The 26651-nt window shown below is 60.2% G+C and carries 22 protein-coding genes; 12 read left to right on the forward strand and 10 right to left on the reverse strand.

The window, feature by feature from the left end; genetic code table 11:
* Window positions 1–137: 137 nt before the first annotated feature.
* From KUV51_RS04175 to KUV51_RS04200, 6 genes are all read left to right on the forward strand, one after another.
* On the forward strand, window positions 138–590 hold the full coding sequence (locus KUV51_RS04175; protein WP_222520335.1) for a methyltransferase family protein: 453 nt from the start codon (window positions 138–140) through the stop codon (window positions 588–590).
* 146 nt (window positions 591–736) lie between these two features.
* The gene (locus KUV51_RS04180; protein ID WP_222520336.1) at window positions 737–2311 is read left to right on the forward strand and encodes a Re/Si-specific NAD(P)(+) transhydrogenase subunit alpha; all 1575 of its coding nucleotides are present in this window, start codon (window positions 737–739) and stop codon (window positions 2309–2311) included.
* A 15-nt stretch (window positions 2312–2326) separates the two neighbouring features.
* Window positions 2327–3823, forward strand: coding sequence for an NAD(P)(+) transhydrogenase (Re/Si-specific) subunit beta (locus KUV51_RS04185; protein ID WP_222520337.1), 1497 nt, complete (start codon window positions 2327–2329; stop codon window positions 3821–3823).
* Between the two features lie 114 nt (window positions 3824–3937).
* Complete coding sequence (locus KUV51_RS04190; protein ID WP_222520338.1) at window positions 3938–4861, forward strand: hypothetical protein; 924 nt, start codon at window positions 3938–3940, stop codon at window positions 4859–4861.
* Window positions 4862–5010: 149 nt separating this feature from the next.
* The gene (locus KUV51_RS04195; RefSeq protein ID WP_222520339.1) at window positions 5011–6294 is read left to right on the forward strand and encodes a DUF3422 family protein; all 1284 of its coding nucleotides are present in this window, start codon (window positions 5011–5013) and stop codon (window positions 6292–6294) included.
* 187 nt (window positions 6295–6481) lie between these two features.
* Entirely contained in the window at window positions 6482–7303 is an 822-nt protein-coding gene (locus KUV51_RS04200) for a substrate-binding periplasmic protein (protein ID WP_222520340.1), read from the forward strand.
* A 21-nt stretch (window positions 7304–7324) separates the two neighbouring features.
* On the opposite strand, the gene KUV51_RS04205 is transcribed toward KUV51_RS04200, so the two are convergent.
* The 3 genes from KUV51_RS04205 to KUV51_RS04215 form a co-directional block, all read right to left on the reverse strand.
* Window positions 7325–8320 (reverse strand): ABC transporter permease, encoded by a 996-nt coding sequence (locus KUV51_RS04205; protein WP_222520341.1) that lies wholly within the window; start codon window positions 8318–8320, stop codon window positions 7325–7327.
* Window positions 8313–9320 (reverse strand): ABC transporter permease, encoded by a 1008-nt coding sequence (locus KUV51_RS04210; protein ID WP_222520342.1) that lies wholly within the window; start codon window positions 9318–9320, stop codon window positions 8313–8315. The genes KUV51_RS04205 and KUV51_RS04210 overlap by 8 nt, the downstream gene beginning before the upstream one ends.
* Window positions 9321–9398: 78 nt before the next feature.
* On the reverse strand, window positions 9399–11096 hold the full coding sequence (locus KUV51_RS04215; protein ID WP_222520343.1) for a peptide ABC transporter substrate-binding protein: 1698 nt from the start codon (window positions 11094–11096) through the stop codon (window positions 9399–9401).
* A 292-nt stretch (window positions 11097–11388) separates the two neighbouring features.
* Here KUV51_RS04215 and KUV51_RS04220 point away from each other — a divergent pair, with 292 nt between their 5' ends.
* Window positions 11389–13221, forward strand: a complete 1833-nt coding sequence (locus KUV51_RS04220; protein WP_222520344.1) for an ABC transporter ATP-binding protein — start codon at window positions 11389–11391, stop codon at window positions 13219–13221.
* Here KUV51_RS04220 and KUV51_RS04225 read toward each other — a convergent pair.
* Window positions 13215–13664: an HIT family protein gene (locus KUV51_RS04225; protein ID WP_222520345.1), complete on the reverse strand. Its 450-nt coding sequence runs from the start codon at window positions 13662–13664 to the stop codon at window positions 13215–13217. The two genes, KUV51_RS04220 and KUV51_RS04225, sit on opposite strands and share 7 nt — an antisense overlap.
* Before the next feature lie 87 nt (window positions 13665–13751).
* Between KUV51_RS04225 and argE the strand changes: the two genes are divergently transcribed.
* The 4 genes from argE to KUV51_RS04245 all read left to right on the forward strand — a co-directional run bounded on the left by argE (window position 13752) and on the right by KUV51_RS04245 (window position 18717).
* Window positions 13752–14906, forward strand: coding sequence for an acetylornithine deacetylase (gene argE / locus KUV51_RS04230; RefSeq protein ID WP_222520346.1), 1155 nt, complete (start codon window positions 13752–13754; stop codon window positions 14904–14906).
* 102 nt (window positions 14907–15008) lie between these two features.
* On the forward strand, window positions 15009–16355 hold the full coding sequence (locus KUV51_RS04235) for an NAD(P)/FAD-dependent oxidoreductase (RefSeq protein WP_222520347.1): 1347 nt from the start codon (window positions 15009–15011) through the stop codon (window positions 16353–16355).
* 13 nt (window positions 16356–16368) lie between these two features.
* The gene (locus KUV51_RS04240) at window positions 16369–17535 is read left to right on the forward strand and encodes a M20 aminoacylase family protein (protein ID WP_222520348.1); all 1167 of its coding nucleotides are present in this window, start codon (window positions 16369–16371) and stop codon (window positions 17533–17535) included.
* Between the two features lie 15 nt (window positions 17536–17550).
* A complete protein-coding gene (locus KUV51_RS04245) occupies window positions 17551–18717 on the forward strand; it encodes a M20 aminoacylase family protein (protein ID WP_222520349.1) in 1167 nt (388 codons plus the stop codon).
* A 73-nt stretch (window positions 18718–18790) separates the two neighbouring features.
* On the opposite strand, the gene KUV51_RS04250 is transcribed toward KUV51_RS04245, so the two are convergent.
* Genes KUV51_RS04250 through moaA form a run of 3 tightly spaced genes read right to left on the reverse strand, consistent with a single transcriptional unit; the run spans window position 18791 to window position 22146 of the window.
* Window positions 18791–19843 (reverse strand): glycosyltransferase family 4 protein, encoded by a 1053-nt coding sequence (locus tag KUV51_RS04250; RefSeq protein WP_222520350.1) that lies wholly within the window; start codon window positions 19841–19843, stop codon window positions 18791–18793.
* On the reverse strand, window positions 19836–21131 hold the full coding sequence (locus KUV51_RS04255; protein ID WP_222520351.1) for a 3-deoxy-D-manno-octulosonic acid transferase: 1296 nt from the start codon (window positions 21129–21131) through the stop codon (window positions 19836–19838). Before KUV51_RS04255 ends, KUV51_RS04250 begins: the two co-directional genes overlap by 8 nt.
* 7 nt (window positions 21132–21138) lie before the next feature.
* On the reverse strand, window positions 21139–22146 hold the full coding sequence (gene moaA, locus KUV51_RS04260) for a GTP 3',8-cyclase MoaA (protein WP_222520352.1): 1008 nt from the start codon (window positions 22144–22146) through the stop codon (window positions 21139–21141).
* Between the two features lie 77 nt (window positions 22147–22223).
* Between moaA and KUV51_RS04265 the strand changes: the two genes are divergently transcribed.
* Entirely contained in the window at window positions 22224–22670 is a 447-nt protein-coding gene (locus KUV51_RS04265; RefSeq protein WP_222520353.1) for a hypothetical protein, read from the forward strand.
* A 58-nt stretch (window positions 22671–22728) separates the two neighbouring features.
* Here the strand turns inward: KUV51_RS04265 and KUV51_RS04270 are convergent, their stop codons facing one another.
* The 3 genes from KUV51_RS04270 to glmU are packed head-to-tail and all read right to left on the reverse strand — an operon-like array spanning window position 22729 to window position 26576.
* Entirely contained in the window at window positions 22729–23403 is a 675-nt protein-coding gene (locus tag KUV51_RS04270; RefSeq protein ID WP_222520354.1) for a DNA alkylation repair protein, read from the reverse strand.
* Complete coding sequence (gene glmS, locus KUV51_RS04275; RefSeq protein WP_222520355.1) at window positions 23400–25220, reverse strand: glutamine--fructose-6-phosphate transaminase (isomerizing); 1821 nt, start codon at window positions 25218–25220, stop codon at window positions 23400–23402. The genes KUV51_RS04270 and glmS overlap by 4 nt, the downstream gene beginning before the upstream one ends.
* Window positions 25221–26576: a bifunctional UDP-N-acetylglucosamine diphosphorylase/glucosamine-1-phosphate N-acetyltransferase GlmU gene (gene glmU / locus KUV51_RS04280; RefSeq protein ID WP_222520356.1), complete on the reverse strand. Its 1356-nt coding sequence runs from the start codon at window positions 26574–26576 to the stop codon at window positions 25221–25223. It abuts the gene before it with no gap.
* Window positions 26577–26651: the final 75 nt, after the last annotated feature.

The raw sequence follows: 26651 nt of genomic DNA on the forward strand, positions 1-26651 counted from the left end.
TCTGCGCCCGTGAGATTTACAACGTGCGGCTCAGATGCCGAATGATCAATCAGATTGTTCCGTTTTCCCGGGCCTTTGGTCGCGGTTGTGCAAGGTGACATTGACAGTGGCTTTGACCTGTGGCCCGAAGGAGGTCTATGACCAATTTATTGAACATACCGCCGGTCTGGCTGGCGATCTGCATTTTTCTGGCATGGTGCCAGGGGCGCTACCTCCCGTTGGGCATGAGTGTGGACCACCCGGTTACGCATATGATGGCCGGTTTGATGATTGGCGCCGGGCTGCTTCTGATGGCGGCGGCGTTGCTTGCGTTCTGGAAGCACAAAACCACGGTCATACCGCATCAGACACCCGGACGCTTGATCACCGACGGTATCTTTGCGCGCACCCGCAACCCTATTTATCTGGGCGATGCTCTGCTGCTTGCTGGTGTGATCCTGCGCATTGATGCGGTACCGTCACTTGTTCTGGTGCCGATTTTTGTGTGGTGGATCGAAAAGCATTTCATTGTGCCCGAGGAAGACCGGATGCGCCGCACCTTCAAGGCGGAATTTGCGCGATACGAACGAAAAGTGCGCAGGTGGGTCTGAAATTTTGCAGATATTACCTTAATGACGCAGGGGCGCTTCTTGTAACTCTGCCTTGTGTTGGGTAGTGGACACGCGCAGGCGCTGCGCCACATAGCCTTTGGGCTTTGCCCGAAATTGACTGCCACGACCAGACGGGGGTTCTTCGAATGAAGATCGGAACACCAAAAGAGATATTTGAGGGAGAGCGCCGCGTTGCCATGACGCCCGAAAGCGCTGCTGCCCTGCAAAAGCTGGGCCATGAGTGTGTGGTCGAGACGGGTGCAGGGGCCGAGGCGGGCTTTGCCGATGCGGACTACAAGGCCGCTGGCGTTGAGGTGGTCAAGACGGCTGCCGCGCTGTGGAAGGCGGCCGACGTGGTCGCGAAGGTGCGCGTGCCCGATGCGAGCGAGATGAAGCGGCTGCGGGAGGATCAGACACTGATCTCTTTCTTCAGCCCCGTTGCAGACGAGGCCAAGATGGCAAGCGCCGCCAAGAAGGGCGCCACCGTCATCGCGATGGAGATGATCCCGCGTATTTCGCGCGCCCAGAAGATGGACGCGCTGTCGTCCATGGCGAACATCGCGGGCTACCGCGCTGTCATCGAGGCGGGCAACAACTTCGGTCGTTTCTTTACCGGTCAGATCACCGCTGCTGGTAAGGTGCCTCCGGCCAAGGTGCTGGTGGTGGGCGCTGGTGTGGCGGGTCTCGCGGCGATAGGCACGTCCACATCGCTGGGCGCCATCACATACGCTTTCGACGTGCGGCCCGAAGTGGCCGAGCAGGTTGAATCCATGGGCGCCGAGTTCGTCTATCTCGATTTTGAGGAAGAACAGCAGGATGGGGCGTCATCGGGTGGATACGCTTCCGTCTCCAGCCCTGAGTTCCGCGAGGCGCAGCTGGCCAAGTTCCGTGAGCTGGCACCCGAGATGGACATCGTTATCACGACGGCCCTGATCCCGAACCGCGAGGCGCCTGAGCTGTGGACCGAGGACATGGTGAAAGCCATGAAGCCCGGTTCTGTCATCGTGGACCTTGCGGCTGAAAAAGGCGGCAACTGCAAGCTGACCGTTGCGGACGAGAAGATCGTCACCGAGAACGGCGTGACCATCATCGGTTATACCGATTTCCCGAGCCGGATGGCGACCCAGTCGTCGAGCCTTTATGCGACAAACATCCGCCATCTGATGGCGGACCTGACGCCCGAAAAAGACGGTGTCATCAACCATGATATGGAAGATGACGTGATCCGCGGGGCGACCATTGCCCATGCCAAGGACGTCACATTCCCGCCGCCGCCGCCCAAGGTTGCGGCCATCGCGGCTGCGCCCAAGAAAGAGGCGCCGAAAGAGCTGACCGCCGAAGAGAAGAAAGCCGCAGAAACAGCCGCATTCAAGGCGCAGACCAAGAACCAGGTTACTTTGCTGGCCGTTGGCGGTGCGCTGGTGCTGCTCGCGGGTCTTTATACGCCTGCCAGCTTCATGCAGCACTTCATCGTTTTCGTGCTGAGCGTGTTCATCGGGTTCCAGGTGATCTGGGGCGTCGCGCACAGCTTGCACACACCGCTCATGGCGGTGACGAACGCCATCTCGTCCATCGTGATCCTTGGCGCACTCATCCAGATCGGATCGTCTTCGGGGGTCATCACCTTCCTGTCGATATTCGCGGTCTTCATGGCGGCCATCAACATCTTCGGTGGCTTCCTCGTGACACGGCGCATGCTCGCCATGTTCCAGAAATCGTAAGTAGGGGCGGGAACTATGGAACTCGGATTTACGACTGCCGCGTACGCTGTTGCGGCTGTTCTTTTCATCCTGTCGCTGGGCGGATTGTCGGGTCAGGAAAGCGCGAAGCGGGCCGTTTGGTACGGCATCGTGGGCATGTTCATCGCCGTTGTGGCCACGCTGGTCGGCCCCGGTGCGGGCCTGTGGCTGTTGTCGCTGGTGCTGATCGCGGGCGGTGCTGTCGTCGGCTACCAACTCGCGACCAAGGTCGAGATGACGCAGATGCCGGAGCTTGTGGCGGGGATGCACGCCCTCGTGGGGCTGGCAGCCGTCTTCATCGGTTTCAACGCGCATATCATGATTGGCTACGTGGACAACCATTTGGCCGAGAATGGGGCCGTTCTGGGCGGTGCGCTGGTTGATGGACAATGGGTTCAATCGGTTGAAAAATCGGTGCTGGAGCCACTGTCGGCTTTCGGTCAGCTCATAGCCAAGAAAACCACGGTCGAGATCACTATCCTGAAAATCGAACTGGTGCTGGGCATTTGGATTGGTGCGGTGACCTTCACCGGCTCCTACGTGGCTTGGGGCAAGCTGTCGGGCAAGGTCGACAGTGCCGCAACCAAGCTGCCGGGCGGACATATGCTGAATGCCGCGGCGGCGGGTGCGTCGCTGATCCTCGCCATCATCTACTTCGCCAACGGCGCTCTGATCCCGCTGGTTCTGCTGACCCTGCTGGCGCTGTTCATCGGTTGGCACCTGATCATGGGCATCGGCGGCGCTGACATGCCGGTCGTGGTGTCGATGCTGAACAGCTATTCCGGCTGGGCGGCCGCGGCCATCGGCTTCAGCCTTGGCAACGATCTGCTGATCGTCGTGGGCGCGCTCGTGGGCTCCTCCGGTGCGATCCTGTCCTACATCATGTGCAAGGCCATGAACCGCAGTTTCATCAGCGTGATCCTGGGCGGCTTTGGTGGCCCCGCGGGTGAGCAGATGCAGGTCGAGGGCGAACAGATTGCCATCGAGGCCGACGGTGTCGCTACGGCTCTGAACGAAGCTGACAGCGTCATCATCATCCCCGGCTACGGCATGGCGGTGGCCCAGGCCCAGCAGGGTGTGGCCGAGCTGACGCGCAAGCTGCGCGCGGCTGGGAAAGAAGTGCGCTTTGCCATCCACCCCGTTGCGGGCCGTCTGCCCGGGCACATGAACGTGCTGCTGGCTGAGGCCAAGGTGCCTTACGACATCGTGCTGGAGATGGACGAGATCAACGACGACTTCCCGGACACGGATGTGGCCATCGTCATCGGCTCGAACGACATCGTGAACCCGGCGGCGCAGGACGATCCGAACAGCCCCATCGCGGGTATGCCGGTGCTGGAGTGCTGGAAGGCGAAACAAGTGTTCGTGTCGAAGCGCGGTCAGGGTACAGGCTATTCCGGCATCGAGAACCCGCTGTTCTTCAAGGAGAACACACGTATGTTCTATGGCGATGCGAAGGCGTCGATCGACAAGCTGTTGCCTATGATCGACTAGTCTTAGACTGGGCGGAGGACACCTCCGCCTTATGGACAGATGGAACGGGCGGGGGTTTCCCCGCCTTTTTCATGTTCGCATGCCCCATTGCATGTGAGCGGAAAGCGGGGAGAAATGGCCCGTATGAAACTGGAGAAGCGACATCGCGAAGCAGGCGCTCTGGCAGAACGAGAAGGCTTCTGCCATCTGATGCGCCGACATGCTGCGATGTTCTTCGATCGAGGACCGGACCGTCTGGTCGTCACGTTTGACAACCTCGTCAGCCGCAATGCGCCTTTACCGCATTATCCTTGGGCCTATTCCTTTGTCGAAACCCTTGGCGCGTCGCATCTGGGGTTGGTCATGTCTGGTCCGGAGGATTGGTTTCGGCACGCGGACGTACTCGACTTCTTTGACATTTTGCAGGAAGACGGCTTCTTTTCCCGCTTTGGCGAAGTGGTCTTTTACGGCAGCTCCATGGGCGGCTACGGCGCGCTGACCTTTGCCCGGGCAGCGCCTGGATGTCGCGTTGTGGCCTTTGTCCCGCAGACACAACTCGATCCTGTCGTCGTCCCGTTCGAGACGCGATACCCCGAAGAACGCGCACGCGGTCAATGGTGGGGCAGGTACCTTGATGCGGTTGACGGAGCACGTGCAGCCTCTTCCGTATATGTGCTGTACGATCCATATTTTCCGGCTGACGCGCGACATGTGGCGCGGCTTGATCCATCGAACCTCGTCCCATTGCGGTTGCCTTGGGCCACCCATCAGGCTGGTCCCGTCTTACGCCGCACAGGCCGTTTGGCTCAGATCTTGGCGAGTGCTTTTGCCGGAACACTAAGCGCGGGAGACTTTCGCCACGTAGTTCGGAGCGCCGGTCGTTCCGGTATGGCCGCACGTCTGATCTTGCGGGCGGGGCTTGAGCGCGGTCACCCTGAGTTGGTCAGGCAGACCTTGCAACGTTTGCGTATCAGCCATCCCGAATGGGATTTTCCCATGTTGCGCCAAGCGGCACGTCACGCTCTTCATGCGCAGGTTGAAGATGCGACAAGCCGCTGAAAAGGCGAGGCTTTCCTATGCAATTTGAATGCCTGCCATGTTCTCATGTATACCATTGCATTCTGTTAACATACTGAAAAATAACAGAAATGCATTTGCATCAGTGATGTTTCGCGATAGATGGACATAAAACACGACCCGGAGCAGTCATGCCGCCCATCGAAGATCACCCTTTGCGCTACAAGTTGGCAAATGAGTTACATGCGCGGCCTTTTCCGTCGATGCGTGCGCCTTGCGCCGTGGCCTATGTCGCATTCAAGCAACCTGAAATGGCGGCAAATCGGGATCGGTCGCTGGATGTGGCCCACTTGCAAGAACTGCTTGATCGTCATGGCGCGCCGCATCCACAACCGGGTGCCACACACTATTACGGTCAAATCGGTCGCCACTGGCTGAAGTGGGAGCAACACACGGAATTCGTGACCTACACCATTTTTTCAGAAGGGGTGGAGGACCGCCCCTTTGATCCGCGTGCCTTTGATCCGTTCCCGCAGGACTGGTTGCAGGCTGCACCGGGCCAACGTGTGACATCGATCCTGATCCGGGTCGAGCCGCGCCGCGCGCCCGACGGCATACGTGATGCGCTGAATGACTGGTTCGTGCCCGAGAGCCTGGCAGTCAGTTCGGTTCTGGAAGACGCCGCGGTCATCGGCGGGGACTTCCGTATCGACCAGAATGGGCACATGCGCTTTGCAGTCTTTGCCTCTGATGGGACGGGGCAGCGTCGGGTGGGGCGGATCGTGCAGCGGCTGTGCGAGATTGAGACATACAAATCGATGTCGATGCTCGGCTTTGCCCGGGTGCGGTCCATGGGCGCGCAACTGACGGCCCTCGATACTCGCCTGATTGAGCTGGTCGAAACGATGTCTGGCGAGCGATCCGAGGCTGAGACGACGCTGAAAGCGTTGCTTGAGATTTCGGCCGAGTTGGAGACGCTGGCTGCGCAATCTTCCTTCCGCTTCGGGGCGACCTGGGCCTATGAGGCAATCGTCAATGAGCGGATCGAAGCGCTACGTGAAGACCGTTACGAGGGGCGCCAGACCTTTGCGGAGTTCATGATGCGTCGCTATCAACCGGCCATGCGCACGGTACGGTCGGCGGAGGAGCGGCTGGCCGCGATGTCCAACCGCGGCGTGCGCGCCGCTAATCTGCTGCGAACCCGCGTTGATGTTGAACGCTCAGCGCAGAACCAGGCGCTTTTGGAAAGCATGGACAAGCGGTCCGACCTTCAACTCCGTCTGCAGCGCACAGTCGAGGGGCTGTCGGTCGTTGCTATCAGCTACTATGCCGTGTCGCTGGCCGGATACCTGCTGTATCCGCTTGAGGGGCCTACGGGATTGTCCAAGGGATTTTTGACCGCACTTGTGACCATTCCGGTTGTGTTGCTGGTCTGGGGGTTGATCCGCCGCCTGCGCATGGCTGTCGAGAAATAGCCCCATCGCTTTCATGTTGTATTGAAAGTCGTGCATGGCCTCGTGGGGCCTCTGGCGTCCAAAACTGTTGCCCAAGTGCCAGTTGCGCGGCTCAAGACACCGGATCGCCTGCAAGGTGCATTCTTGAACCGTTCAGTTAAGACAGTGTTAGTAAAGCCAATCGCAATGATATTGTGTCCGCACATTTGTGCTGGCCGTCGTGGAGGATCAGGGCATCGGTCGATATTGGAGCATTGTTCCGGCACGGTTTGTTTTCGGCCTGCTTCTGTTCGCTCTGGCCACCGTGCCGGGCCACGTGCGGGCGTCCGCCGAAGAGGTCTCTGTCTGGATCTACCACAATTTCCCGCCCTTCATCGTCAACATCAAGCAGGAGCGCGGGCTGAGCTACGATCTGGCGCGCCTATTGACGCAGAAGTCGGATGGGCAATTCCGCTTCCGTGCTATGGTTCTGCCGCGCCAGCGTTTGAACCAGCGACTTGAAGCCGGGCATCAGGGCATGGTCATGTGGGCCAATCCCGCGTGGTTTGATGACGCCACAAGGACAAGGTTCTTGTGGACAGATCCGATCCTGAGCGACCGGAATGTGGTCATCTCCCCGATGGAGGTTGCTTTTGAATATGACGGTCCCCGCTCGTTGACAGGTATGACCATGGTGGGTGTGCGTGGGCACCGGTATCAGGATGTGGACAGGCTGATCGACTACGATCTGGTCAAGCGGGTCGATATGCGATCCGAACGTAGCCTCGTCCAATTCATTGCCAGTGGTCGCGGCCGCGTCGCAATCGTTGCGCAATCTGCGGCACAGTACTTTGTACAGGAGCTTGGTCTGCGCGATGCGGTTCATGTTTCCGAACGGCCGCACTCGAGCTATCGAAGATACATCATGGTGCAACCCCAACAGACTGAGCTGTACAGTTTTCTTCTCGAAGCGGTGCCTCAGCTGTCGGAATCGGCGGAATGGGCCAAGATTTTGGAGCGCTATGGCGTTGTGGTTGCAGTGACGCCATAGGCTTTGATTGAGCCTGTTTGATCAACGACCGCGAATGCGTGGATCAAGCGCGTCACGCAGACCGTCGCCCAGGTAGTTCACACTCAGCACCGTGAGAGAGATCATGATACCGGGCAGCATGACCCGTTCGGGATACTCCTGCATGCGTGGCACGGCGTCGGACAGCAGTTTACCCCAGGTCGGGAAGTCGGACGGGAAACCCACGCCAAGGAAAGACAGCGCACTTTCGGTGATGATGGCCGTGGCGAGGCCAAGTGTTGCCGACACAACGATCGGCGAGATCACATTGGGCAAAAGGTGCCGCCTGATGATCGCTCCGGAGGATGTGCCAATCGAGCGTGCGGCAAGGATGAACTCGCGCTCTTTCAGGGCCAGGATGTCCCCGCGCACGATCCGTGCTGTCGGCATCCAGTTGGTGAGCCCGATCACGCCGACGATCAAGACGAACATGCCCGCTTCCGGCCCTCCGAATGTGCTCGTCAGCGGTTGTCTGAACAGCGTCACGGCCAACAGCACGAGGGGTAGGATCGGCAGCGACAGGACCAGATCGGTGAACCGCATCAACCAGAAATCGAGCCGTTTGAAATATCCCGAAAGGACACCGATCAGCGTGCCGATGACGAGTGCAAGCAGCATCGCAGCCCAGCCTACAGCCATCGAAACACGTCCCCCCGCGATGATCGTGGCAAGGATGTCCCGGCCCAGATTGTCAGTGCCGAAGGGGCGGTGCCAACCTGTCTTGGCTGTGCTGTCCCAAAGCGCCACCCAGATGGGGCGCATGTCACGATTTCGGATGTCCAGCGCCTGTGCGTCGATGGCCCATATGTAAGGGCCGACGATGACCGCGCATGTGATGAACAACAAAAACGCACCACCGAACATCGCGCCTTTGTGGCGTCGGAATTGATGCCAAACATCGCGCCATTGGCTGGATGGTGCCGCGGTGGCCGTCTTGTCCTGCAAGGCGGTGATGAATTCGGCGTCGGCCTCGGGACCGGAGGGCATCGGGTCAGTCATAGCGGATCCTCGGGTCGAGCACACCGTAAAGCACGTCAGCGATCAGATTGAATAGGACGATCAGGATGGCAAAAATGAATGTCAGCGTCATCACACCGGGCAGGTCATTTGCATATAGCCAGGTCAGCAAGAGCTGGCCGATGCCGTTCACCTTGAACACGTTTTCAGTGATGATCGCTCCGCCGAAAATGGCAGGCACCCCCAAGGCAATCACCGTTACTACGGGGATCATCGAATTACGCACCACGTGAACCATGACGACAACGCTTTCCTTCAACCCCTTGGCCCGCGCGGTGCGCACATAGTCCTGGTTGAGGTTGTCGAGCATTGCGCCCCGCATGTAGCGCGAGATCTGCGCCGTCGTCTGCAGCGCCAGCACCATGACCGGCATGATCATCTGCTGGAACTGTATCTTGAAGCTGGTCCAGTCGGTCACGACGTGGGTGGTGTCATAGATTGACGGCAGCCAGCCCAACGACACCGAAAAGATCACGATCAGCAACGGACCGGTGAAGAAGGGTGGGATCGAAAAGCCGATCATCGTGATGAACGTGCCGGTCTGATCGAAGATGGAATAGTGCTTGTAGGCAGAATAGATGCCGATGGGCAAAGCGATCAGGATGCCGACCACATAGGCCAGCCCAACCACCCACAAGGTCTGCGGCAGCCGCTGAACGACGATGTCCATGACGGGTGAGCGGGTCTGCCAGGAAATCACGCGCTGTTTGCCTTCGGCAAAGGACGTGCCGAACCAGTGGTCGATAAGCACCTGCGGTTCGATCCAGAAGAACTGCACCAGCCATTTCCAGTATTGGATGTACCATGCCTCTCCAAGACCCAGCGCCTGACGCATCTTTTCCTTTACTTCGGCCGGAACGGTCAGCGGCACCTGTGCCATGGGATCGCCGGGTGCAAGTTGCAGCAGTCCGAAGATCACCAGACTGATGAACAGCAGGGTCGGAATCGATAACAGCAGTCTGCGGATTGTGTAGGTCAGCATGACGCGCAGGCCTCTTTTCGGGGTCTTGTTCTTGTGGCGATCCGGGGTGGGCAGATCTGCCCACCCCGATGTCTTGTATCACTCTGTGCGATGCCAATCCGCGATGTTCCAAAGCTCGCTGTCCCACGAGTTCATGCGCACACCGCCAAGTGTGCTGGAACGGGCGGAGATGTCGCCGCGGTGCGTCAGCGGGATCATTGCACCGTTGGTGACGGCCATGTCGTTCAGCTCGCGACCGATACGGGCCCGTTCCTCGAGATCCGAGGTCTGTGCCAGCGTGTTCCAGAGTGCGTCATACTCTTCCATGCAGAAACGCGAGATGTTCTCGCCCTGCCATTGCGACGCAGGGCTGGGTGCCTTGTCGCAGAGCAGGTTGGCCAGATATGCTTGCGGGTCTGTGCCGGTGAAGGTGTTGGTGTACATCTCTACATCTGCATAGAACCGCTGGAACGTGTCGGGGCTACCCGCGTCACCGCCGAAGAACACCGAGGCGTCGATGTTGCGCAGTTCCGTCTCGATGCCGATCTGGCTCCACCAGTCCTTGATCAGCGCCTGATAGTCCTGACGGATCGAGTTGGTCGAGGTCTGGTAGAGGATCGAGAGTGGCACGCCATCTTTTTCGCGGATGCCATCGCCGTTGGTGTCAACGATGCCTGCTTCATCCAGCATGGCGTTCGCAGCATCGATGTCCTGCGTGTCACATGTCAGAGCGTCCGAGTTGTAAGCGGCAGGCGCAGGGATCCAGTTGCATGTCACCTGACCACCAGCGCCGTAGCCGATCTCGGCCAGCAGAACGCGGTCAATCGCCAGCGACATCGCGTTGTAGACGACCGGGTCGGACAGGAACGGGTGTGGCCGGACAACGGCGCGCTCGTCGGGGCCAAGAGCCGGGTCGGGGTTCGTGTTGTTCAGCATGATCCGCTCGACCGAGGGACCGAAGCTTGTCATCAACTCACCATTGCCAACGCTTTCCATCGTGGCCAGCACGTCGGGCGCGACCTGCAGGTTCCAGGCGTAATCGAACTCACCCGTTTCAAGCACGGTACGCGCCGCACCAACAGCATCACCGCCGCCCTTGAAATTGATCTTTGCAAAGGCAGGCTTGGCCGGATCGCGGTAGTTCGGGTTGGCAGACAGTGTGATTACGTCGTTGGGACGGAATTCATCAACCACGAACGGGCCTGTGCCAACCGGATTGAAGTTTTGCTCTGTGCAGGTTGGGGCTGCGGCGCCCATGCACTGCTCGAACTGCGCTTTCTGGATCACCGGGCTTTCCGCGCCGCCGAATGCAGCGAACGGGTAGGGTGTTGGGGCGGAAAAGTTGATCACCACTGTCAGCGGGTCGGGCGTTTCGATGCTTTCGATGCCTTCGAACTTGGTGATTTGCGCACAACCACCTTCCGGATGGGTGCAATACTCATATGTGAACTTCACATCTTCGGATGTGAAAGGGGTGCCGTCAGACCACACGATGCCGTCTTGCAGGGTCCATGTGATTGTCTTCAGGTCCTCGGAAATGCCGCCGTTGGCGACGCTTGGGATCTCGGTCACAAGCCAGGGCTGGATCTCGCCGTTCTCGTCGAAACGGATCAGCGGTTCGATCACCATGGAAGACGCTTCGACTTCCTTCGTGCCCCCGGACAGGAAGACGTTCATCGTGGATGGCGCTTGCCAATAGATGATGTTCACCTGTCCGTCCGAGCCACGCTCGGCAAAGGCGGCCGGGGCCAGCGCACTGGCCGCCACAGCACCCATCAGAAGGGATTTCAGGGACATGTCATACTCCTTGTTGGACCGCAGGTTTGTCCTGCGCGTCAGGTTCTCGCCACGCAGAGCGCGGCACAGGTCCAGCTTGAGGGAGTGAAAGACATACTGTTAACCCACGGTTTCCCCGTGATTTTTACGATCGGCCCCCAAGCGCACGCAGATATCGAAACAGCTTTTGGCGAAAATGCAAGCGTTGCGTGCAGTCAACGAACAATTTCGTAGGTCAATGTTTGACAGTGCCTCTCCCTTCGCCCACTGTTTGGGAAAGTCGAGCCGAAAAGGCTCAATCGCGGGGATAAAAATGCTCGATCAGACCGGTACATCGCCGATTGCCAACATCCAGAACCTGCGGGTGGAATTTCAGACCAAGGATGGCCCCGTCGTGGGGGTCGAAGACGTGTCTTTCGAGGTCAACGCGGGCGAGACGGTATGCATAGTCGGCGAATCCGGATCGGGTAAATCGGTGTCTTCGCTGTCGCTCATGCGGCTGGTCGAGTTCGGTGGCGGAGAGATTGCGAACGGGCGTCTTGTGTTTGACCGCAAGGAAGCGGATGCCGTCGATTTGGCGGCCACCGACCAGGAGTTGATGCGGACCATTCGCGGCAACGAGATCGGGATGATCTTTCAGGAGCCGATGACCGCTCTGAACCCCGTTTTCACCGTCGGGCGCCAGTTGACCGAAGGGCTGCGTCTTCACAAGAAACTCAGCAAGAGCCAGGCGGAGGAGCGTGCACTGTCGCTTTTGCAGCAAGTGCGTATTCCCGAACCGCAACGCCGGATGAAGCAGTATCCGCATGAATTGTCAGGCGGTATGCGTCAGCGGGTGGTCATTGCCATGGCTTTGGCCTGCGAGCCGCGTCTGCTGATCGCGGACGAGCCGACAACCGCGCTCGATGTGACGATCCAGGCCGAAATCCTCGCGTTGATGGATCGGTTGAAGCGGGAAACAGGCACGGCGGTGATGTTTATCACTCATGACATGGCGGTGGTGGCGCAGATGGCCGACCGCGTGGTTGTCATGTTCCGCGGCAACAAGGTCGAAGAAGGGCCAGTGGCTCAGATTTTCGAAAATCCCCAGCACTCGTATACGAAGGCGCTGCTTGCTGCTGTGCCCAAGTTGGGCGAAATGCGGGGCAAGGCGTACCCGGAACCGATGAAGCTGCTGGGGCGCGACCAGGGTGAAATCGCTCCAATTCCCGGGACCGACGAAACGTTGTTGGAGGTGCGCAACCTGACCACACGCTTTCCGGTCAAGGGCGGCTTTTTTCGCCGCACCGTTGCGAATGTCCATGCGGTCGAGGATGTGTCCTTTACCCTGAACAAGGGCCAAACCCTGAGCCTTGTGGGTGAGTCGGGGTGCGGCAAATCCTCTGCCGGTCGGTCGATCTTGCGTCTTGTCGAACCGCTGTCGGGCGAGATCGTTCTGGATGGCCGCGACATCATGGCCCTGAACGAGCGTGACCTGCGTGATGCACGTCAAGACATGCAAATGATCTTTCAGGATCCGTTCGCATCGCTGAATCCCCAAATGCAGCTTGCCGATCAGGTGGCAGAGCCAATGCAGAATTACGGGATGTTCAAAGGAGCCGAGGGCCAAAAGCGCGTCGAAATGCTGTTTGACCGGGTGGAACTGCCGCGAAGCTTCATGCGCCGGTTTCCACACGAGTTGTCCGGGGGGCAGCGTCAACGTGTGGCCATTGCCCGGGCGCTGGCCCTGAACCCCAAGCTGATCATCGCGGACGAGGCGGTATCCGCCCTGGACGTGTCGGTGCAGGCGCAGGTGTTGAACCTGATGATGGAGCTACAGGCCGAAATGGGCCTGTCGTTCCTGTTCATTTCTCACGATATGGCCGTGGTCGAACGTGTCAGCCATCATGTTGGCGTCATGTATCTGGGGCGGATTGTCGAGATGGGGCCGCGCACACGTGTCTTCGAGAACCCGCAGCATCCGTATACCCAAGCGCTGATGAAGGCTGTGCCGATCGCCGATCCACAGCAGCGCAAGGCCGAGAAGGACCTGAACTTCAAACCGATCCCGTCGCCGATCCATCCTGTGGACTACGAACCGGCTCCGTCGGAATACAACGAAGTCGAGCCTGGGCATTTCGTCCTGACCACTGACAGCGGCTACTGATCGGACCGCAATTTCGCGGCATCAGCATCAAGATCGGCGCGGCATCGCAACGGCACTGCGTCATGCGCGATGCGAAAGCCCGCTTCTGTTCCGACAATGTGCTTCGCCGACACGATGTCGCTGCTTTCGTGCAGGGGCACCACGTTCAAATGCGCGTGTGGTACGCCGAACCCGTGCACGACATAACCGACGCGTTTGGGGTTGTAGACCTCCATCATGCGCCGACCCAAGCGTTGGCCGACCACCATGATATGTGCCGCCAGATCGTCGGGCATGTCGGTGAAGTGGTCGATATGCACAAGCGGGATCACCATGAACTCCCCAATATGGAGCGGACGCAGGTTCATGAAGGCAATACAGCGGTCGTCTCGGTGCACAACGCTGGCCGGAGCATCGCCTGCGATAATCGCGCAGAACACGCATTGGGCGTTATGTTGCTTCATCCTGTGTGTTCCTTGGTTTTTCAGCGATTTACGCTGGAGGTGGTGCATGACTAGGCGTAGGTTGAAGGGGTTTCAAACAGGATCCACATGACACGCAAGATGACGCCGCTTGAGCTAATGACAAAGCTCATCAGCTTTCCGACAGTCAGTCGGGACACGAACCTGCCGTTGGTGGATTGGATTGAGGAATACCTGAACGACCACGGTATTACGGCGCACCGGCATTATCACCCGGACGAGCCCAAAGCCGCTCTTTTTGCCCATGTGGGACCCGAGGTCGATGGCGCTGTCGTGCTCTCTGGCCATACCGATGTCGTCCCGGTTGATGGTCAGCCCTGGGACACCGACCCTTTTGTGGTGACTGAAAGGGACGGCAAGTATTTCGGACGCGGCACCTGCGATATGAAAGGCTTCGATGCGCTTGCCATCTGGGCCTGCGTTGAGGCGCATTATGCAGGTAAGCCGATGCAGATTGCGTTGAGCTTTGACGAGGAGATCGGGTGTCTTGGTGCGCCGCCCATGATTGCGGCCATGCAGGGCATCGTGCCCAAGGGCGGCCCGGTGATCATTGGCGAGCCATCGATGATGAAAGCCGTCACGGGCCACAAGGGTGGTCAGGCCTTTCACACCCATGTCGTGGGATACGAGGTGCACTCGTCCTTGCTGCCGACCGGGGTGAGCGCGATCCTGGAAGGGGCGAAGATCATCGACTTCGCCAATCACAGGAATGCAGAGAACATGTCCGGCAGGCCGTCGGAACTGGCGGCACTGTTCGATCCTCCCTTTACCACTTGGCATGTCGGGCAAGTTCAGGGAGGCACGGCTCACAACATCACCGCCAAGGACTGCCGGTTCTCCATGGACTTCCGCGCCGTGCCCGGTGACGATGTGGTGGCGCTGAAGGAGGCGTATCTGGCGCATGTTGCAGAGGTCGAGCGCGGAATGAAGGCCGTCCGGCCGGAAGCCCGCGTCGACATCGACATCCAATTTGAAGTGCCGCCGCTTGTGCCGGAAGAAGATGGCGCCGCCGAGAGGCTGGTGCGCGCGCTCACCGGTGACAACGGCACACATGTCGTGAGCTATGGCACCGAGGCTGGCCAGTTTCAGGCGGCCGGATACTCGGCCGTCGTATGTGGACCAGGCGATATTGCGCAGGCCCATCAACCTAACGAGTTCATCACCGTTGCACAATTCCAGGCGGGTCATGCATTCATGCGTGATCTGGTGACTCGTGTCGGATAGCGCGGCGGTTTTCGAAGACCGAGTGGCGCCGACCGGGGCGCAGGGCTCAGCCTCGCGCATTTGTTCTAGTCGGAGAGTGGAGGATAACCGCGTGTTGTGGCGATGACTGGTTTCCCTATCCATGATGCCACGCCGGTGACCTGGCCCGGTCCGCCACCTGCTGCGGCCGATGTGGTTGTGATTGGCGGTGGCGTGATCGGGGTGTGCGCAGCGCTATACCTCGCCGAGGCCGGCCAAAGTGTTGTTCTTCTGGAAAAAGGAAGGATTGCCGCAGAGCAGTCCAGTCGCAACTGGGGTTGGATTCGACAACAAGGGCGAGATCCGGATGAACTGCCGATCATGGTCGAGGCGAATGCGCTTTGGCGGGATCTGGCGCAGCGCACCAATGTCGATATCGGCCTGACCCAGGGGGGTGTGACCTATCTGGCCAAAACCCAGGACGAGCTCGCGCGTTATGCCGAATGGCTGCCCCATGCAAAGGCTCACGGCGTGGACAGCCGCTTGCTGGGCCGAGCGGAGGTGTCCGACCTTATCCCTGATATGTCACGGCCTTATGAGGGCGCGCTCTACACGGCGTCTGACATGCGCGCCGAGCCGTGGGTTGCAGTGCCCGCCTTGGCCGGTGTTGCCCAGCGTGCGGGTGCACGGATCGTCGAGAACTGCGCCGTGCGCGCCCTGGACATTGAAGCGGGACAGATCGCGGGGGTCATCACCGAAGCGGGGCCGATCAAGGCGCAAGAGGTCGTTCTGGCGGGTGGGGCCTGGTCGTCACTGTTCCTGCGACGCCATGGCATCTCGATCCCGCAACTGTCTGTGCGCGCGACCGTCGCCGCGACCGAGCCCATGCCCATGATCTATCCCGGCGGAGCCGCGGATGATCGCGTGGCCTTTCGCCCGCGACGGGACGGGGGCTACTCTCTTGCAGCGGGGGGATTTCACGAGCTGTTTATCGGCCCCGATGCGTTCCGCGCTTTGCCGAAATATCTGGCCCAGCTTCGGGCCGATCCACTTGGAACGCGCTTCCTGGTCAAGGCACCAAAAGGCTATCCCGATGCCTGGTCCACCTCCCGCACATGGGATGCCGACGGACCGAGCCCATTTGAGGCCATGCGCATTCTTGACCCGGCTCCCAACCGGCGCAAGGTGGATCAACTGTGCCGCAGTTTTCACGAGTTGTTGCCGGGTCTTGGGCCTGTACGGATCAAGACGGCGTGGGCGGGCATGATAGATACGATGCCGGATGTTGTTCCGGTGGTCGACAGGGTCGCTGACATCCCCGGCCTTACCGTTGGCACTGGAATGAGTGGCCACGGCTTTGGCATCGGACCGGGCATGGGAAAGGTGCTGGCCGCTCTGGTCATGGGCCGTGATCCGGGCCATGATCTGGCACGGTTCCGACTGAGCCGCTTTTCCGATGGCAGCAAGATGTACGTCGGCCCCTCTGTCTGACAGGATCTGCCATATGCCTATCAAGAACCGTCTTGCCGAAACCCATGCAGAGATCACTGGCTGGCGGCGCCATCTGCACGCCCATCCCGAGCTGGATTTCGACGTGCACGAAACCGCCGCCTTTGTCGTGGACCGGTTGCGCGAGTTTGGTGTGGATGGCATCACAACTGGTATCGGCAAGACCGGTGTCGTGGCGGTGATCAAAGGCAAAACGGACACCAAGGGACGTGTCGTCGGCCTGCGCGCGGACATGGATGCCCTCCCGATCGAGGAAGCGACGGGGCTCGACTATGCCTCCAAGTATCCCGGCAAGATGCACGCTTGCGGCCATGATGGGCACACCTCAATCCTTTTGGGCGCGGCGCAGTACCTCGCCGAAACGCGCAATTTTGATGGGACTGTCGTGCTGGCCTTCCAACCGGCGGAAGAGGGAGGCGGTGGCGGGCGCGAGATGGTCAATGACGGGCTGATCGACCGCTGGGGCATTCAGGAAGTGTATGGCCTGCACAACATGCCCGGGCTGCCAACTGGTCAGTTTGCGATCCGACCTGGCGCGCTTCTGGCCGCCGCCGATGAGTTCAAGCTGACCGTAACAGGCAAAGGGGGGCACGCGGCGGCCCCGCATCAGGCCATCGACCCGAACGTGGCGGCAGCACATATCATACTCGGCCTGCAAAGCATCACGAGCCGGAACGTGGATCCGCTGGCCTCTGCCGTGGTGTCCGTCTGTGCCCTGCATTCCGATATCGACACGCACAACATCATTCCGCATGTCACGCGCATGACCGGGACGGTGCGTGCCCTTGACCCGGATGTGCGCGACTATGTTGAGGCGCGGGTGAAAGAGATCGCGACGGCCACGGCCCAGGCCCACCAATGCGAGGTCGAGGTGGAGTACACCGTCGGCTATCCAGTCACCATCAATCACGAGGCGCATACCGAATACGCCGCTGCCGCTGCACGTGCTGTTGCGGGCGATGTGATTACCGATATTCCTCCGATCATGGCCGCCGAAGACTTCTCGTTTATGTTGAATGCTTGTCCCGGCGCCTACATCATGCTGGGCAACGGGGACGGGGCGATGGTCCACCACCCCGAATACCAGTTCGATGACAATGCGATCCCGGTCGGGGCAAGCTGGTTCGTCGAGCTGGTGGAACAGCGGATGCCCGCGCAGTAACCACAGGATTTGAGAATGCCCATCAAGAACCGTTTTGCCGAAATGCACGCCGATATCACTGCGTGGCGACGCGACATTCACCAGCACCCTGAAATCCTGTTCGACACGCACCGCACCAGCGCACTGGTAGCCGAAAAGTTGCGCGCATTCGGCTGTGACGAGGTGGTCGAAGGAATTGGCCGAACAGGTGTGGTTGGTGTGATCAAGGGCAAGGCCGATGGGTCTGGCAAGGTCATCGGGCTGCGAGCTGACATGGATGCCCTGCCGATTCACGAGGAGACGGGTGTCGAGTATGCTTCAAATACACCAAATGCCATGCATGCCTGTGGTCACGACGGTCATACCGCGATGTTGCTGGGTGCAGCTCAATACCTGTCCGAGACTCGGAACTTTGATGGCACTGTCGTGGTCATCTTTCAGCCTGCAGAGGAGGGCGGCGGCGGGGGGCGCGAAATGTGCAACGATGGCATGATGGATCGCTGGGGTGTTGATGAAGTCTATGGAATGCACAACTGGCCCGGTAGCCCGGTAGGTGAGTTCGCTATCCGCTCGGGCCCGTTTTTTGCCGCGACCGATTTGTTGGAGATTGAGTTCGAAGGGTTGGGCGGACATGCAGCCAAGCCGCATGACACGGTCGATACGACGCTGATGGCGTCACACGCCGTGACCATGCTGCAATCCATTGTCAGTCGGAATGTAGACCCCATTGACCGGATCGTTGTGTCGATCACGTCGTTCGAGACGTCCTCCAAAGCATTCAACGTAATCCCTCAGAAGGTGCAGATCATGGGCACCGTCCGCACCATGAGCGCAGAGGCGCGTGATCTGGCTGAAAAGCGGGTGGTCGAGATTTGCGAAGGCGTTGCCAGCACCTTCGGCGGTGTGGCGCGGGTGGGCTATAATCGGAACTATCCAGTGATGGTGAACCATGACGAGCAGACCGAATTTGCGGCCGAAGTGGCGCGGTCGGTGTCCGGTCAATGCGAGGAAGCGCCGTTGGTGATGGGGGGCGAAGACTTTGCCTTCATGCTCGAGGAACGGCCCGGGGCCTACATCCTCGTAGGCAACGGCGACACGGCGATGGTCCATCACCCGGAATACAACTTCAACGACGAAGCGATACCAGCGGGCTGTTCGTGGTGGGCGGAGATTGTGGAGCAGAGGCTGCCGATTGCTTCCTGAAAGGAAGCAATCAGTGTGCGAAAGCCGTACCGCCAAAGGCGGTGCGCGCAGCAGCACCCGGTTCAATATAGCCCTATGACGCGCTCAGAAGATCCTGATAGATCGCGATGATGGCGTCCGCTTCCTGCTTGAGCTGGAAGTGGTCGACCATGTGATTTCGGGCCTGCGCGGACCACAACGCCAGTCTATCGGGATCAGACAGTAGAGCGTGGGTCGCTGCCACCATCTGATCGACGTTACCGGCATCGATCAGGGTCCCTGTCTCACCCTCCTTGACCAATTCCTCGAACGCCCCGACGCGCGTTGCGATGGCGGGCGCGCCGCAAGCCATCGCCTCCAGCGGGGTCAGGCCGAACCCCTCCCACCGCTGGGGTGCGATGTAGATATCGAGAGCCTGGTAGAAGCGTGGTGTCTCCCACACCGGCACTTCGGGCAGAAACAGCAGGCGGTCGGTCAGGCCTGCCGCTTCTACGCGCGACTGCAGATCGTCCAGAAACGCCTGGTCTTTGTCGACCGCGCGTCCCATGACGATGGCGGCAGCCTCAGGGTGATTGCCAAGCACCTGGATCATCGCATCCACGAAGACATCCGTGCCCTTTTGTGCCCGGATACGGCCAAAACAGCCCATCAGAGGACCGCTCGGCAACCCCAGCTCCGTGCGTAAAGCTGTCTTGTCCGGACGGGGCGCGAACAGTTCAGTGTCGATGCCATGGTGAATGACCGTGGCCGGCCGTTCGAGGTAGCCCGCCGTTTTGGCCGATGTTGCAATGACGGCGTCCATGCGCCGGATCAATGCCTTGGTCAGACCCGTATGGTGTCGCTGGCTGGCCGAGGTGAAAAGCAGCTTGAGCCGCTTGCCCAAGAGCCCGCGCAGCGCAAGGCCCGCGATCATCTCGACATTGCGGCGGGCGTGCCAGACGCGCGGGCCGGACGGGCCTCTGCCTGGCATGGTCAGCAGCTGGGACCAATGCACATTCGGAACGTCCTCTGGCATCTCGGGCGCGCAGGCCGTGATGGCGATGGATTGTGCTTGTAGCGGTACAAGCCGGGCAACCGTTGCTGTGACACCGGACAGGCGCCGTTTGAAGTTCGGGGCAATGACATCAATTTGGGCGAGATCAGGCATGGCGGTCCATACCGTGATCATCCATCAGCGAAAAGAGCCGCTGGGCGATCTGGTCCAGCGCTTCGGTGCCCGTAGGTGCGAGCGGACGCGCGTTGTTGGCAAGCTGTGCGGCGCGGCTCGGGTGGGTGAGGAGTGTATCGACTTCATCTGCTAGCGCGGTGCTGTCCCGAACCTCGACACTGGCGTCCTGCAGTTTGAAGGCGGCATAGGCCTCGGCGAAGTTGGCATAGTTCGGCCCGTGCAGAATGGCGGTATGCGCTGCTGCGGGTTCAAACGGTGTGTGCCCGCCGACATCCGAGAACGAGCCGCCAAGGAATACGATGGGGCTCAACGCATACCACAGGTCCGTTTCCCCCATGGTGTCGGCCAGATAGACTTGCGCATTGCTGTCCAGACCATCGCCTGAACTGCGTTGCGCGACGCTCAGCCCGGCCTTGCCGATCAGCGTAAGGATGTCGTTTGCCCGTTCCGGGTGGCGCGGTACGAGGATTAGGCAAAGGTTCGGATGCGCCTCAAGCAGTGTTCGATGGGCTGCAAGCACCTGTTCTTCCTCGCCGGGGTGGGTGGAGGCTGCAACCCAAATGGGTCGCCCGGCAAGCGCATTGTGCGCCGCATCCAACACCTGCGATGTCAGGCGCGGTGCACTCTGGATGGATTTCAGGTTGGTGCCTTGCTCGGCTGTGGCAAGCCCCATGTCCCGCAGGTGATCGCGACTGCGCCGGTCCTGGCAATGGGCCCACGTGATACCACGCAGGATGTAGGCGGCGGTGTCCGGATACTTCTTCCAACCCGCAGCACTGCGATCGGACAGGCGCGCATTCAGGAGCGCCACAGGCAAGTCACGCGCCGCACACGTGTCCAGCAGGTTAGGCCACAGCTCGGATTCGACCAGTACGCAGAGGTCAGGGCGCCAATGGGTCAGGAACCGGTCGAGCGCGCCAATACCGTCCAAGGGGCTGAACTGATGTACAGCGCCATCGGGCAGGCGGGGAGCTACAGCCTCGGCCGATGTAGCGGTGCCGGATGTCAAAAGCACCTGCACGTCAGGTGCCACGTCGCGGATACGGGCCACAAGAGGGAGAATTGATTTTGCCTCGCCCACAGACGCGCCGTGAAACCAGATCAGGCGTCCAAGCGGGCGCTGGATCGTGGCATGCCCCAATCGCTCATGTGCGCGCGCCACCGGCACGCCCGCTTTGCGCAGCTTTTTGACGGCAGTGCGCGCGGCAAAGGGCAGGGCAACCGCGCTGAGCGCGCGGTAGAGCCGGTAAAGGGCCGTGGGCCGCATTGTGTGGTTAGCCGCCCGTGTGGCTCATGTGGCGTGGCATCTGCCCGTCCAGCCGTTGGCGGGAATAGTCGAAATCGTGGCCCTTGGGCTTGAGCGCGATGGCGGCCCGAATGGCCTCTTCCAGCGCGCGGTCGTCATTGGGGAAGTCGCGCAGGGGCGCGCGCAGGTCGGCCATGTCCTCTTGGCCAAGGCACATATAGATCTCGCCCGTGCAGGTGATGCGCACGCGGTTGCAGCTTTCGCAGAAATTATGGCTGAGCGGTGTGATAAAGCCGATCTTCTGCCCCGTTTCTTCCAGACGAACGTAGCGGGCCGGCCCGCCAGTGCGTTCTGCGAGATCGGTGACCGTGTAGTGTTCGGCGTAACGCGCGCGCACGTCCTTGAGCGACCAGTACTGGCCCAAGCGATCTTCGTTGCCGATGTCGCCCATGGGCATGACCTCGATCCAGGTGAGGTCCATGTCACGTTCGGCACACCATTGGGTGATCTTCGGCAGCTCGTCTTCGTTGAACCCTTTGAGCGCCACAGCGTTCAGCTTCACCCGCAGACCTACCGATTGCGCCGCATCAATGCCGCGCAGCACCTGGGGCAGGCGGCCCCAGCGCGTGATGTCCGCGAACTTTTGTTCATCCAGAGTGTCGAGCGACACGTTCACGCGGCGCACGCCCGCAGCGTAAAGATCCTTGGCAAAACGCTCCAATTGGCTGCCATTCGTGGTCAGCGTCAGTTCCTTGAGCGTGCCTGCGTCCAGATGCCGACCCATGCTGTTGAAAAAGGTCATGATGTCCCGCCGCACCAGCGGTTCCCCGCCAGTGATGCGCAGTTTTTGAACCCCAAGGCCCACAAAGGTCGAACACATGCGATCCAGTTCTTCGAGCGTCAGAAGCTCTTTCTTTGGCAGGAAAGTCATGTTTTCCGACATGCAGTAGACACAGCGGAAATCGCATCTGTCGGTGACGGAGACACGCAAATAGGTAATCGCGCGCTGGAAGGGGTCGATCAAAGGAGCGGTCATATTATAGTGGTAGGCATGGCACGTCCTGCTCGCAAGAGGGGATCGTGGAATAAGGGACCAAAGTCGAGGTGTGAGCGATGCGTTGGATGATGTTGGCTGTGTGCGGCCTGGCACTTTCTGCTTGTGATGTGGTGCCGCAATGGGCTGGCGGGACCAGACCGGCAGATGCCGTGGCAGACGATGTTGCACCGGAGACCCCGGACAATGCGGTCGAACCTGTGGAAGGTGCGCCGGAAGACACCGCCGCTGACGCACCAGAGGCAGAGGTTTCCATCGGTACACTGGGCCGTACGGTTGCGTCTCTTGGTAATGCTGCTGAGCCGGGTCTGTGGTTGAAAACCCCGCTGGTGTCGGTCGAGCAGCCAGGGCGTGTGTATTATGATGCCACAAACACGACGGTGGATGTGACCTTGATCCCGATTGATGGGCCTGCAACGGCGGGCAGCCGTTTGTCTCTCGCTGCCATGCAAGCGCTGGGTGCGCCTCTGACAGGATTGCCGGAAGTGGATGTATTTGGCGCTTAGCGGTTTTCAGACGCAGAAAACCAGTGGAAACCCGTGTGGTTTCCAGCGCAAACTCCGCCTACAGGTACTTCCCGGCCTCTTTCCGCGCGAACGGCTTCATTGCATCACCATGCTCGTCCAGAAACGCCTTCGTCCGCGGCGCGTCATGCTTGGACAGCTCGCGCAGCCACCAAGCGATGGCCTTTTGAATGAACCATGTGCGGTCGGGCACGTAGCTCGCGGCCCAGTCGAGGACCTGTTCCCTTATGGCAATGTCTTGCGGTTTGGGGTTGTTCTGTTTGGTCCACGGCAGGGTGATGACAAGGGCAGCGCGCCGGATCCACATGTGCTCGGACTGGGTCCACAGCGCGACCTGATCGACTCGGTCAGGGTCAGCGACCAGACGTTTCTGACCTGCCATGCAGGCATGATCTGCAATGGCCCAGCTGTCGAAATCAGGCACCCATGACACGATCAGATCCCATGCTGCTTCATCGGGTCGTATCCGCGCCTGCGTCAGCAGTTTAGCCGCGGCCACCCGTGCTTCATAGATGTCGGTTTGCCAAAGTCCGTCAGCCAGTGCCACGCGCGTAGTTACGTCCAGAGTTTGGCGCCACGTCTTGGTCAGGTCGTTCAGCACCGGGTTCGGCACACCCAGATGCGGGCGGTCTGACTTGTGATAGGCTTTGGCCCCTTTCGCCCGTTCCGCGTCCGCATGGGCGGAGATCTGGGCCATCGCCTCCTCGGGTGTCATTCCACGGTCACGGATTTGGCGAGGTTGCGCGGCTGGTCCACATCCGTGCCCTTGGCGACAGCCGTGTGATATGCCAGCAATTGCGCAGGCAGGGCATAGAGGATCGGCGCAACAATGTCGGGGCAGTCGGGCATCGCGATCTCGGCCCACACGCCGTCACCCGCCTCGGCAATCCCGGCAGCGTTTGACACCAGCACGACTTTACCCTTGCGTGCCATGACCTCCTGCATGTTCGACACGGTCTTGTCGAAGAGGCCATCTTTCGGGGCCATGACCACAACTGGTACATGCTTGTCGATCAATGCGATGGGGCCATGCTTGAGCTCACCTGATGCATAAGCCTCAGCGTGTATATAGCTGATTTCTTTTAGTTTCAGAGCGCCCTCAAGCGCCAGCGGATACATCACGCCTCGACCCAGAAAGAGGATGTCACGCGCCTCTGCCAACTTGCGGGCGGTCGTTTGCATGACACTGCTGCGCTCAATGCCATGAGTCATCAGCGCCGGAAGGCTGCGCAGTGCCGAAACATGATCGGCGAAGGCTTCGGCGTCGATGGCGCCTCGGTCTTTGGCCGCGCGCAATGCGAGCATCAACAGGACCGTAAGCTGGCACGTGAAGGCCTTGGTCGATGCGACGCCGACCTCGACGCCGGCATGGATTGGCAGGGCCAGATCGCTTTCGCGCGCAATCGAACTTTCGGGGACGTTGATGACCGACACGATCTTGTCCGCCTTGCCCTCGCAATAGCGCAGCGCGGCGAGCGTATCGGCCGTTTCGCCGGATTGGCTGACGAAAAGTGCGAGCGTGCGCCCCGGGATAGGAGGTTCGCGGTAGCGGAACTCAGACGCCACATCGACCTCAACCGGCAAGCGCGCGATTTGTTCGAACCAATACTTTGCGGTCAAACAGGCATAGTAAGCGGTACCGCAGGCGACCATGGTCAGACGGTCGATGCTGCCGAAGTCGATGCCCGGATCGGGCAGGGTGATCTCGCCATCCGTACCAAGGTAGTTCGCAAGTGTCGTGTTCAGAACGCCCGGCTGTTCTGCAATTTCCTTGGCCATGAAGTGCTTGTGCCCGGCCTTGTCCACGCGTGCCGCGTCAATCTGGATCTGACGGACGGCGCGATTGGCGAGAGTGCCGTTGGCGTCGCGAATCTCGACACCCTGCCGTGTGACAACGGCGCGGTCGCCTTCTTCCAGATAAGTGATGCGGTCGGTCAGGGGCGCCAGGGCGATGGCGTCGGAGCCGACGAACATCTCGCCATCCCCGTGCCCGATGGCGAGGGGGGAACCTTTGCGCGCCGCAACAATTAGATCGTCCTGACCATCGAAAAGAAAGGCAAGGGCGAAGGCGCCGTCGAGCCTGTCGATGGTTTTGAATGCGGCTTCGACAGGCTCCATGCCCTGCTGCATGTGATGTTGCGTCAGGAGTGAGACTGTTTCGGTGTCGGTCTCGGTCTCGAAACCAATACCAGCGTCGGCCAGTTCTGCGCGCAATTCGCGGAAGTTCTCGACAATGCCGTTGTGCACTACAGCCACGCCGCCTGAGCGATGCGGGTGCGCATTGCCTTCGGTCGGTGCGCCATGGGTGGCCCAGCGTGTGTGACCGATCCCCGCCTTGCCGGGCAGGGGCTCATGCACCAGTTTGTCGCTCAGGTTGACCAGTTTGCCGACGGCGCGGCGACGGTCCAGCACCCCACCATTGATCGTGGCAATGCCCGCGCTGTCATAGCCGCGGTATTCCAACCGCTTCAGCGCTTCGACCAGGATGGGCGCGACCTCGTGGTTGCCCAGAACGCCTACAATTCCACACATCTAACTGCCTCTGCTCTGACGGGCCTTCTTGGCCTTCAACATCTCAAACAATTTGCGGGCCATGCCCGGTTTTTCGACCTGTGGGGCCCGTGCAATGGCCAGAGCACCGTCATCTACATCGGACGTGATGACCGAGCCTGAGCCTGTCATTGCTTCATCGCCCACGGACACAGGTGCCACCAGCATCGTGTTCGATCCGATAAAGGCGCGCGCGCCGATCTCCGTCCGGTGCTTCATGACCCCATCGTAGTTGCAGGTGATCGTGCCCGCGCCGATGTTGCTTGCCTCTCCCACTGATGCGTCGCCGATATAGGAAAGGTGGTTGACCTTTGCGCCAGTTGCCAGCGTGGCGTTCTTGACCTCGACGAAATTGCCAATGCGGACATCCTCGGCCAATTCCGCGCCAGGGCGCAGCCGGGCATAGGGGCCGACGATGGCGCCGCGCGACACGTGGCAGCCCTCAAGATGCGAAAAGGCCCGGATCGTGGCGCCGCTTTCGACCGTGACACCAGGGCCAAAGACCACGTTGGGCTCGATCAGCGCATCGCGTCCGATCACGGTGTCAAAGGACAGATACACCGTCTCGGGCGCCATCATGGTGACACCGCTGTCGAGCAGTTCGGCCCGCGCACTCGCCTGGAAAACAGCATCTGCGCCAGCAAGGTCCGTGCGGCTATCGACGCCCAACGTTTCGGCCTCTTCACATTTGATGGCCGTGACCTTCAGTCCCTTGGCATTCGCCAATTCCGGCACGGCGGTCAGGTAGAATTCGCCCGATGCGTTGTCGTTGGTAACCTCCGACAGCATCTCAAACAGCACTTTCGCATCACATGCGATCAACCCGCTGTTGGTGAAGCGAATTGCGCGTTCATCCTCGGTCGCGTCTTTGTATTCCACGATCTTGACCAGCCGGTCACCATCCATGACCAGCCGTCCATAGCGTGGCTGCACTTCGGCTATATCGAAGCCAAGAACGACGACGTCATGGGTCTGCCGGGCCTGCACCATACGCGACAGCGTCTCAGGCCGCAGAAACGGCGTGTCGCCGAACAGCACGACGACATCGCCTTCGAACCCGTCCAGCGCGCCGCGCGCTTGATCGACGGCATGGCCGGTGCCAAGCTGTTTGTCCTGAATCACAACCTCAATCGCCGGGTCATAGGACAGCGCAGCGGCTTGCACCTGGTCGGCACCGTGACCTGCCACCACAATGGTGCGCGCCGGATCGAGGGCGGCGCCGGTTTGCAGGGCGTGGTGCAGCATCGGCGCACCGGCAATGGGATGAAGGACCTTGGGCAGGTCCGATTTCATCCTCGTGCCCTTGCCCGCGGCCAGGATGATGAGTGCGACGCTCATGGCTTTCTCTTTGTCTTTTTGTTTGGCCCTGTTTATCCGCTGGGGGCAAAGGCGCAAGCGGGCGGGCCATCAAAC

Origin of the sequence: Tateyamaria omphalii (assembly GCF_019802125.1) — a bacterium.
GTDB lineage: Bacteria > Pseudomonadota > Alphaproteobacteria > Rhodobacterales > Rhodobacteraceae > Tateyamaria > Tateyamaria omphalii_B.

Excerpts from the sequence above, each read along its gene's own strand:
- KUV51_RS04175 (WP_222520335.1), top strand. The coding sequence starts at position 138 with ATGACCAATTTATTGAACATACCGCCGGTCTGGCTGGCGATCTGCATT.
- KUV51_RS04180 (WP_222520336.1), top strand. The coding sequence starts at position 737 with ATGAAGATCGGAACACCAAAAGAGATATTTGAGGGAGAGCGCCGCGTT.
- KUV51_RS04185 (WP_222520337.1), top strand. The coding sequence starts at position 2,327 with ATGGAACTCGGATTTACGACTGCCGCGTACGCTGTTGCGGCTGTTCTT.
- KUV51_RS04190 (WP_222520338.1), top strand. The coding sequence starts at position 3,938 with ATGGCCCGTATGAAACTGGAGAAGCGACATCGCGAAGCAGGCGCTCTG.
- KUV51_RS04195 (WP_222520339.1), top strand. The coding sequence starts at position 5,011 with ATGCCGCCCATCGAAGATCACCCTTTGCGCTACAAGTTGGCAAATGAG.
- KUV51_RS04205 (WP_222520341.1), bottom strand. The coding sequence starts at position 8,320 with ATGACTGACCCGATGCCCTCCGGTCCCGAGGCCGACGCCGAATTCATC.
- KUV51_RS04210 (WP_222520342.1), bottom strand. The coding sequence starts at position 9,320 with ATGCTGACCTACACAATCCGCAGACTGCTGTTATCGATTCCGACCCTG.
- KUV51_RS04215 (WP_222520343.1), bottom strand. The coding sequence starts at position 11,096 with ATGTCCCTGAAATCCCTTCTGATGGGTGCTGTGGCGGCCAGTGCGCTG.
- KUV51_RS04220 (WP_222520344.1), top strand. The coding sequence starts at position 11,389 with ATGCTCGATCAGACCGGTACATCGCCGATTGCCAACATCCAGAACCTG.
- KUV51_RS04225 (WP_222520345.1), bottom strand. The coding sequence starts at position 13,664 with ATGAAGCAACATAACGCCCAATGCGTGTTCTGCGCGATTATCGCAGGC.
- argE (WP_222520346.1), top strand. The coding sequence starts at position 13,752 with ATGACACGCAAGATGACGCCGCTTGAGCTAATGACAAAGCTCATCAGC.
- KUV51_RS04235 (WP_222520347.1), top strand. The coding sequence starts at position 15,009 with ATGACTGGTTTCCCTATCCATGATGCCACGCCGGTGACCTGGCCCGGT.
- KUV51_RS04240 (WP_222520348.1), top strand. The coding sequence starts at position 16,369 with ATGCCTATCAAGAACCGTCTTGCCGAAACCCATGCAGAGATCACTGGC.
- KUV51_RS04245 (WP_222520349.1), top strand. The coding sequence starts at position 17,551 with ATGCCCATCAAGAACCGTTTTGCCGAAATGCACGCCGATATCACTGCG.
- KUV51_RS04250 (WP_222520350.1), bottom strand. The coding sequence starts at position 19,843 with ATGCCTGATCTCGCCCAAATTGATGTCATTGCCCCGAACTTCAAACGG.
- KUV51_RS04255 (WP_222520351.1), bottom strand. The coding sequence starts at position 21,131 with ATGCGGCCCACGGCCCTTTACCGGCTCTACCGCGCGCTCAGCGCGGTT.
- moaA (WP_222520352.1), bottom strand. The coding sequence starts at position 22,146 with ATGACCGCTCCTTTGATCGACCCCTTCCAGCGCGCGATTACCTATTTG.
- KUV51_RS04265 (WP_222520353.1), top strand. The coding sequence starts at position 22,224 with ATGCGTTGGATGATGTTGGCTGTGTGCGGCCTGGCACTTTCTGCTTGT.
- KUV51_RS04270 (WP_222520354.1), bottom strand. The coding sequence starts at position 23,403 with ATGACACCCGAGGAGGCGATGGCCCAGATCTCCGCCCATGCGGACGCG.
- glmS (WP_222520355.1), bottom strand. The coding sequence starts at position 25,220 with ATGTGTGGAATTGTAGGCGTTCTGGGCAACCACGAGGTCGCGCCCATC.
- glmU (WP_222520356.1), bottom strand. The coding sequence starts at position 26,576 with ATGAGCGTCGCACTCATCATCCTGGCCGCGGGCAAGGGCACGAGGATG.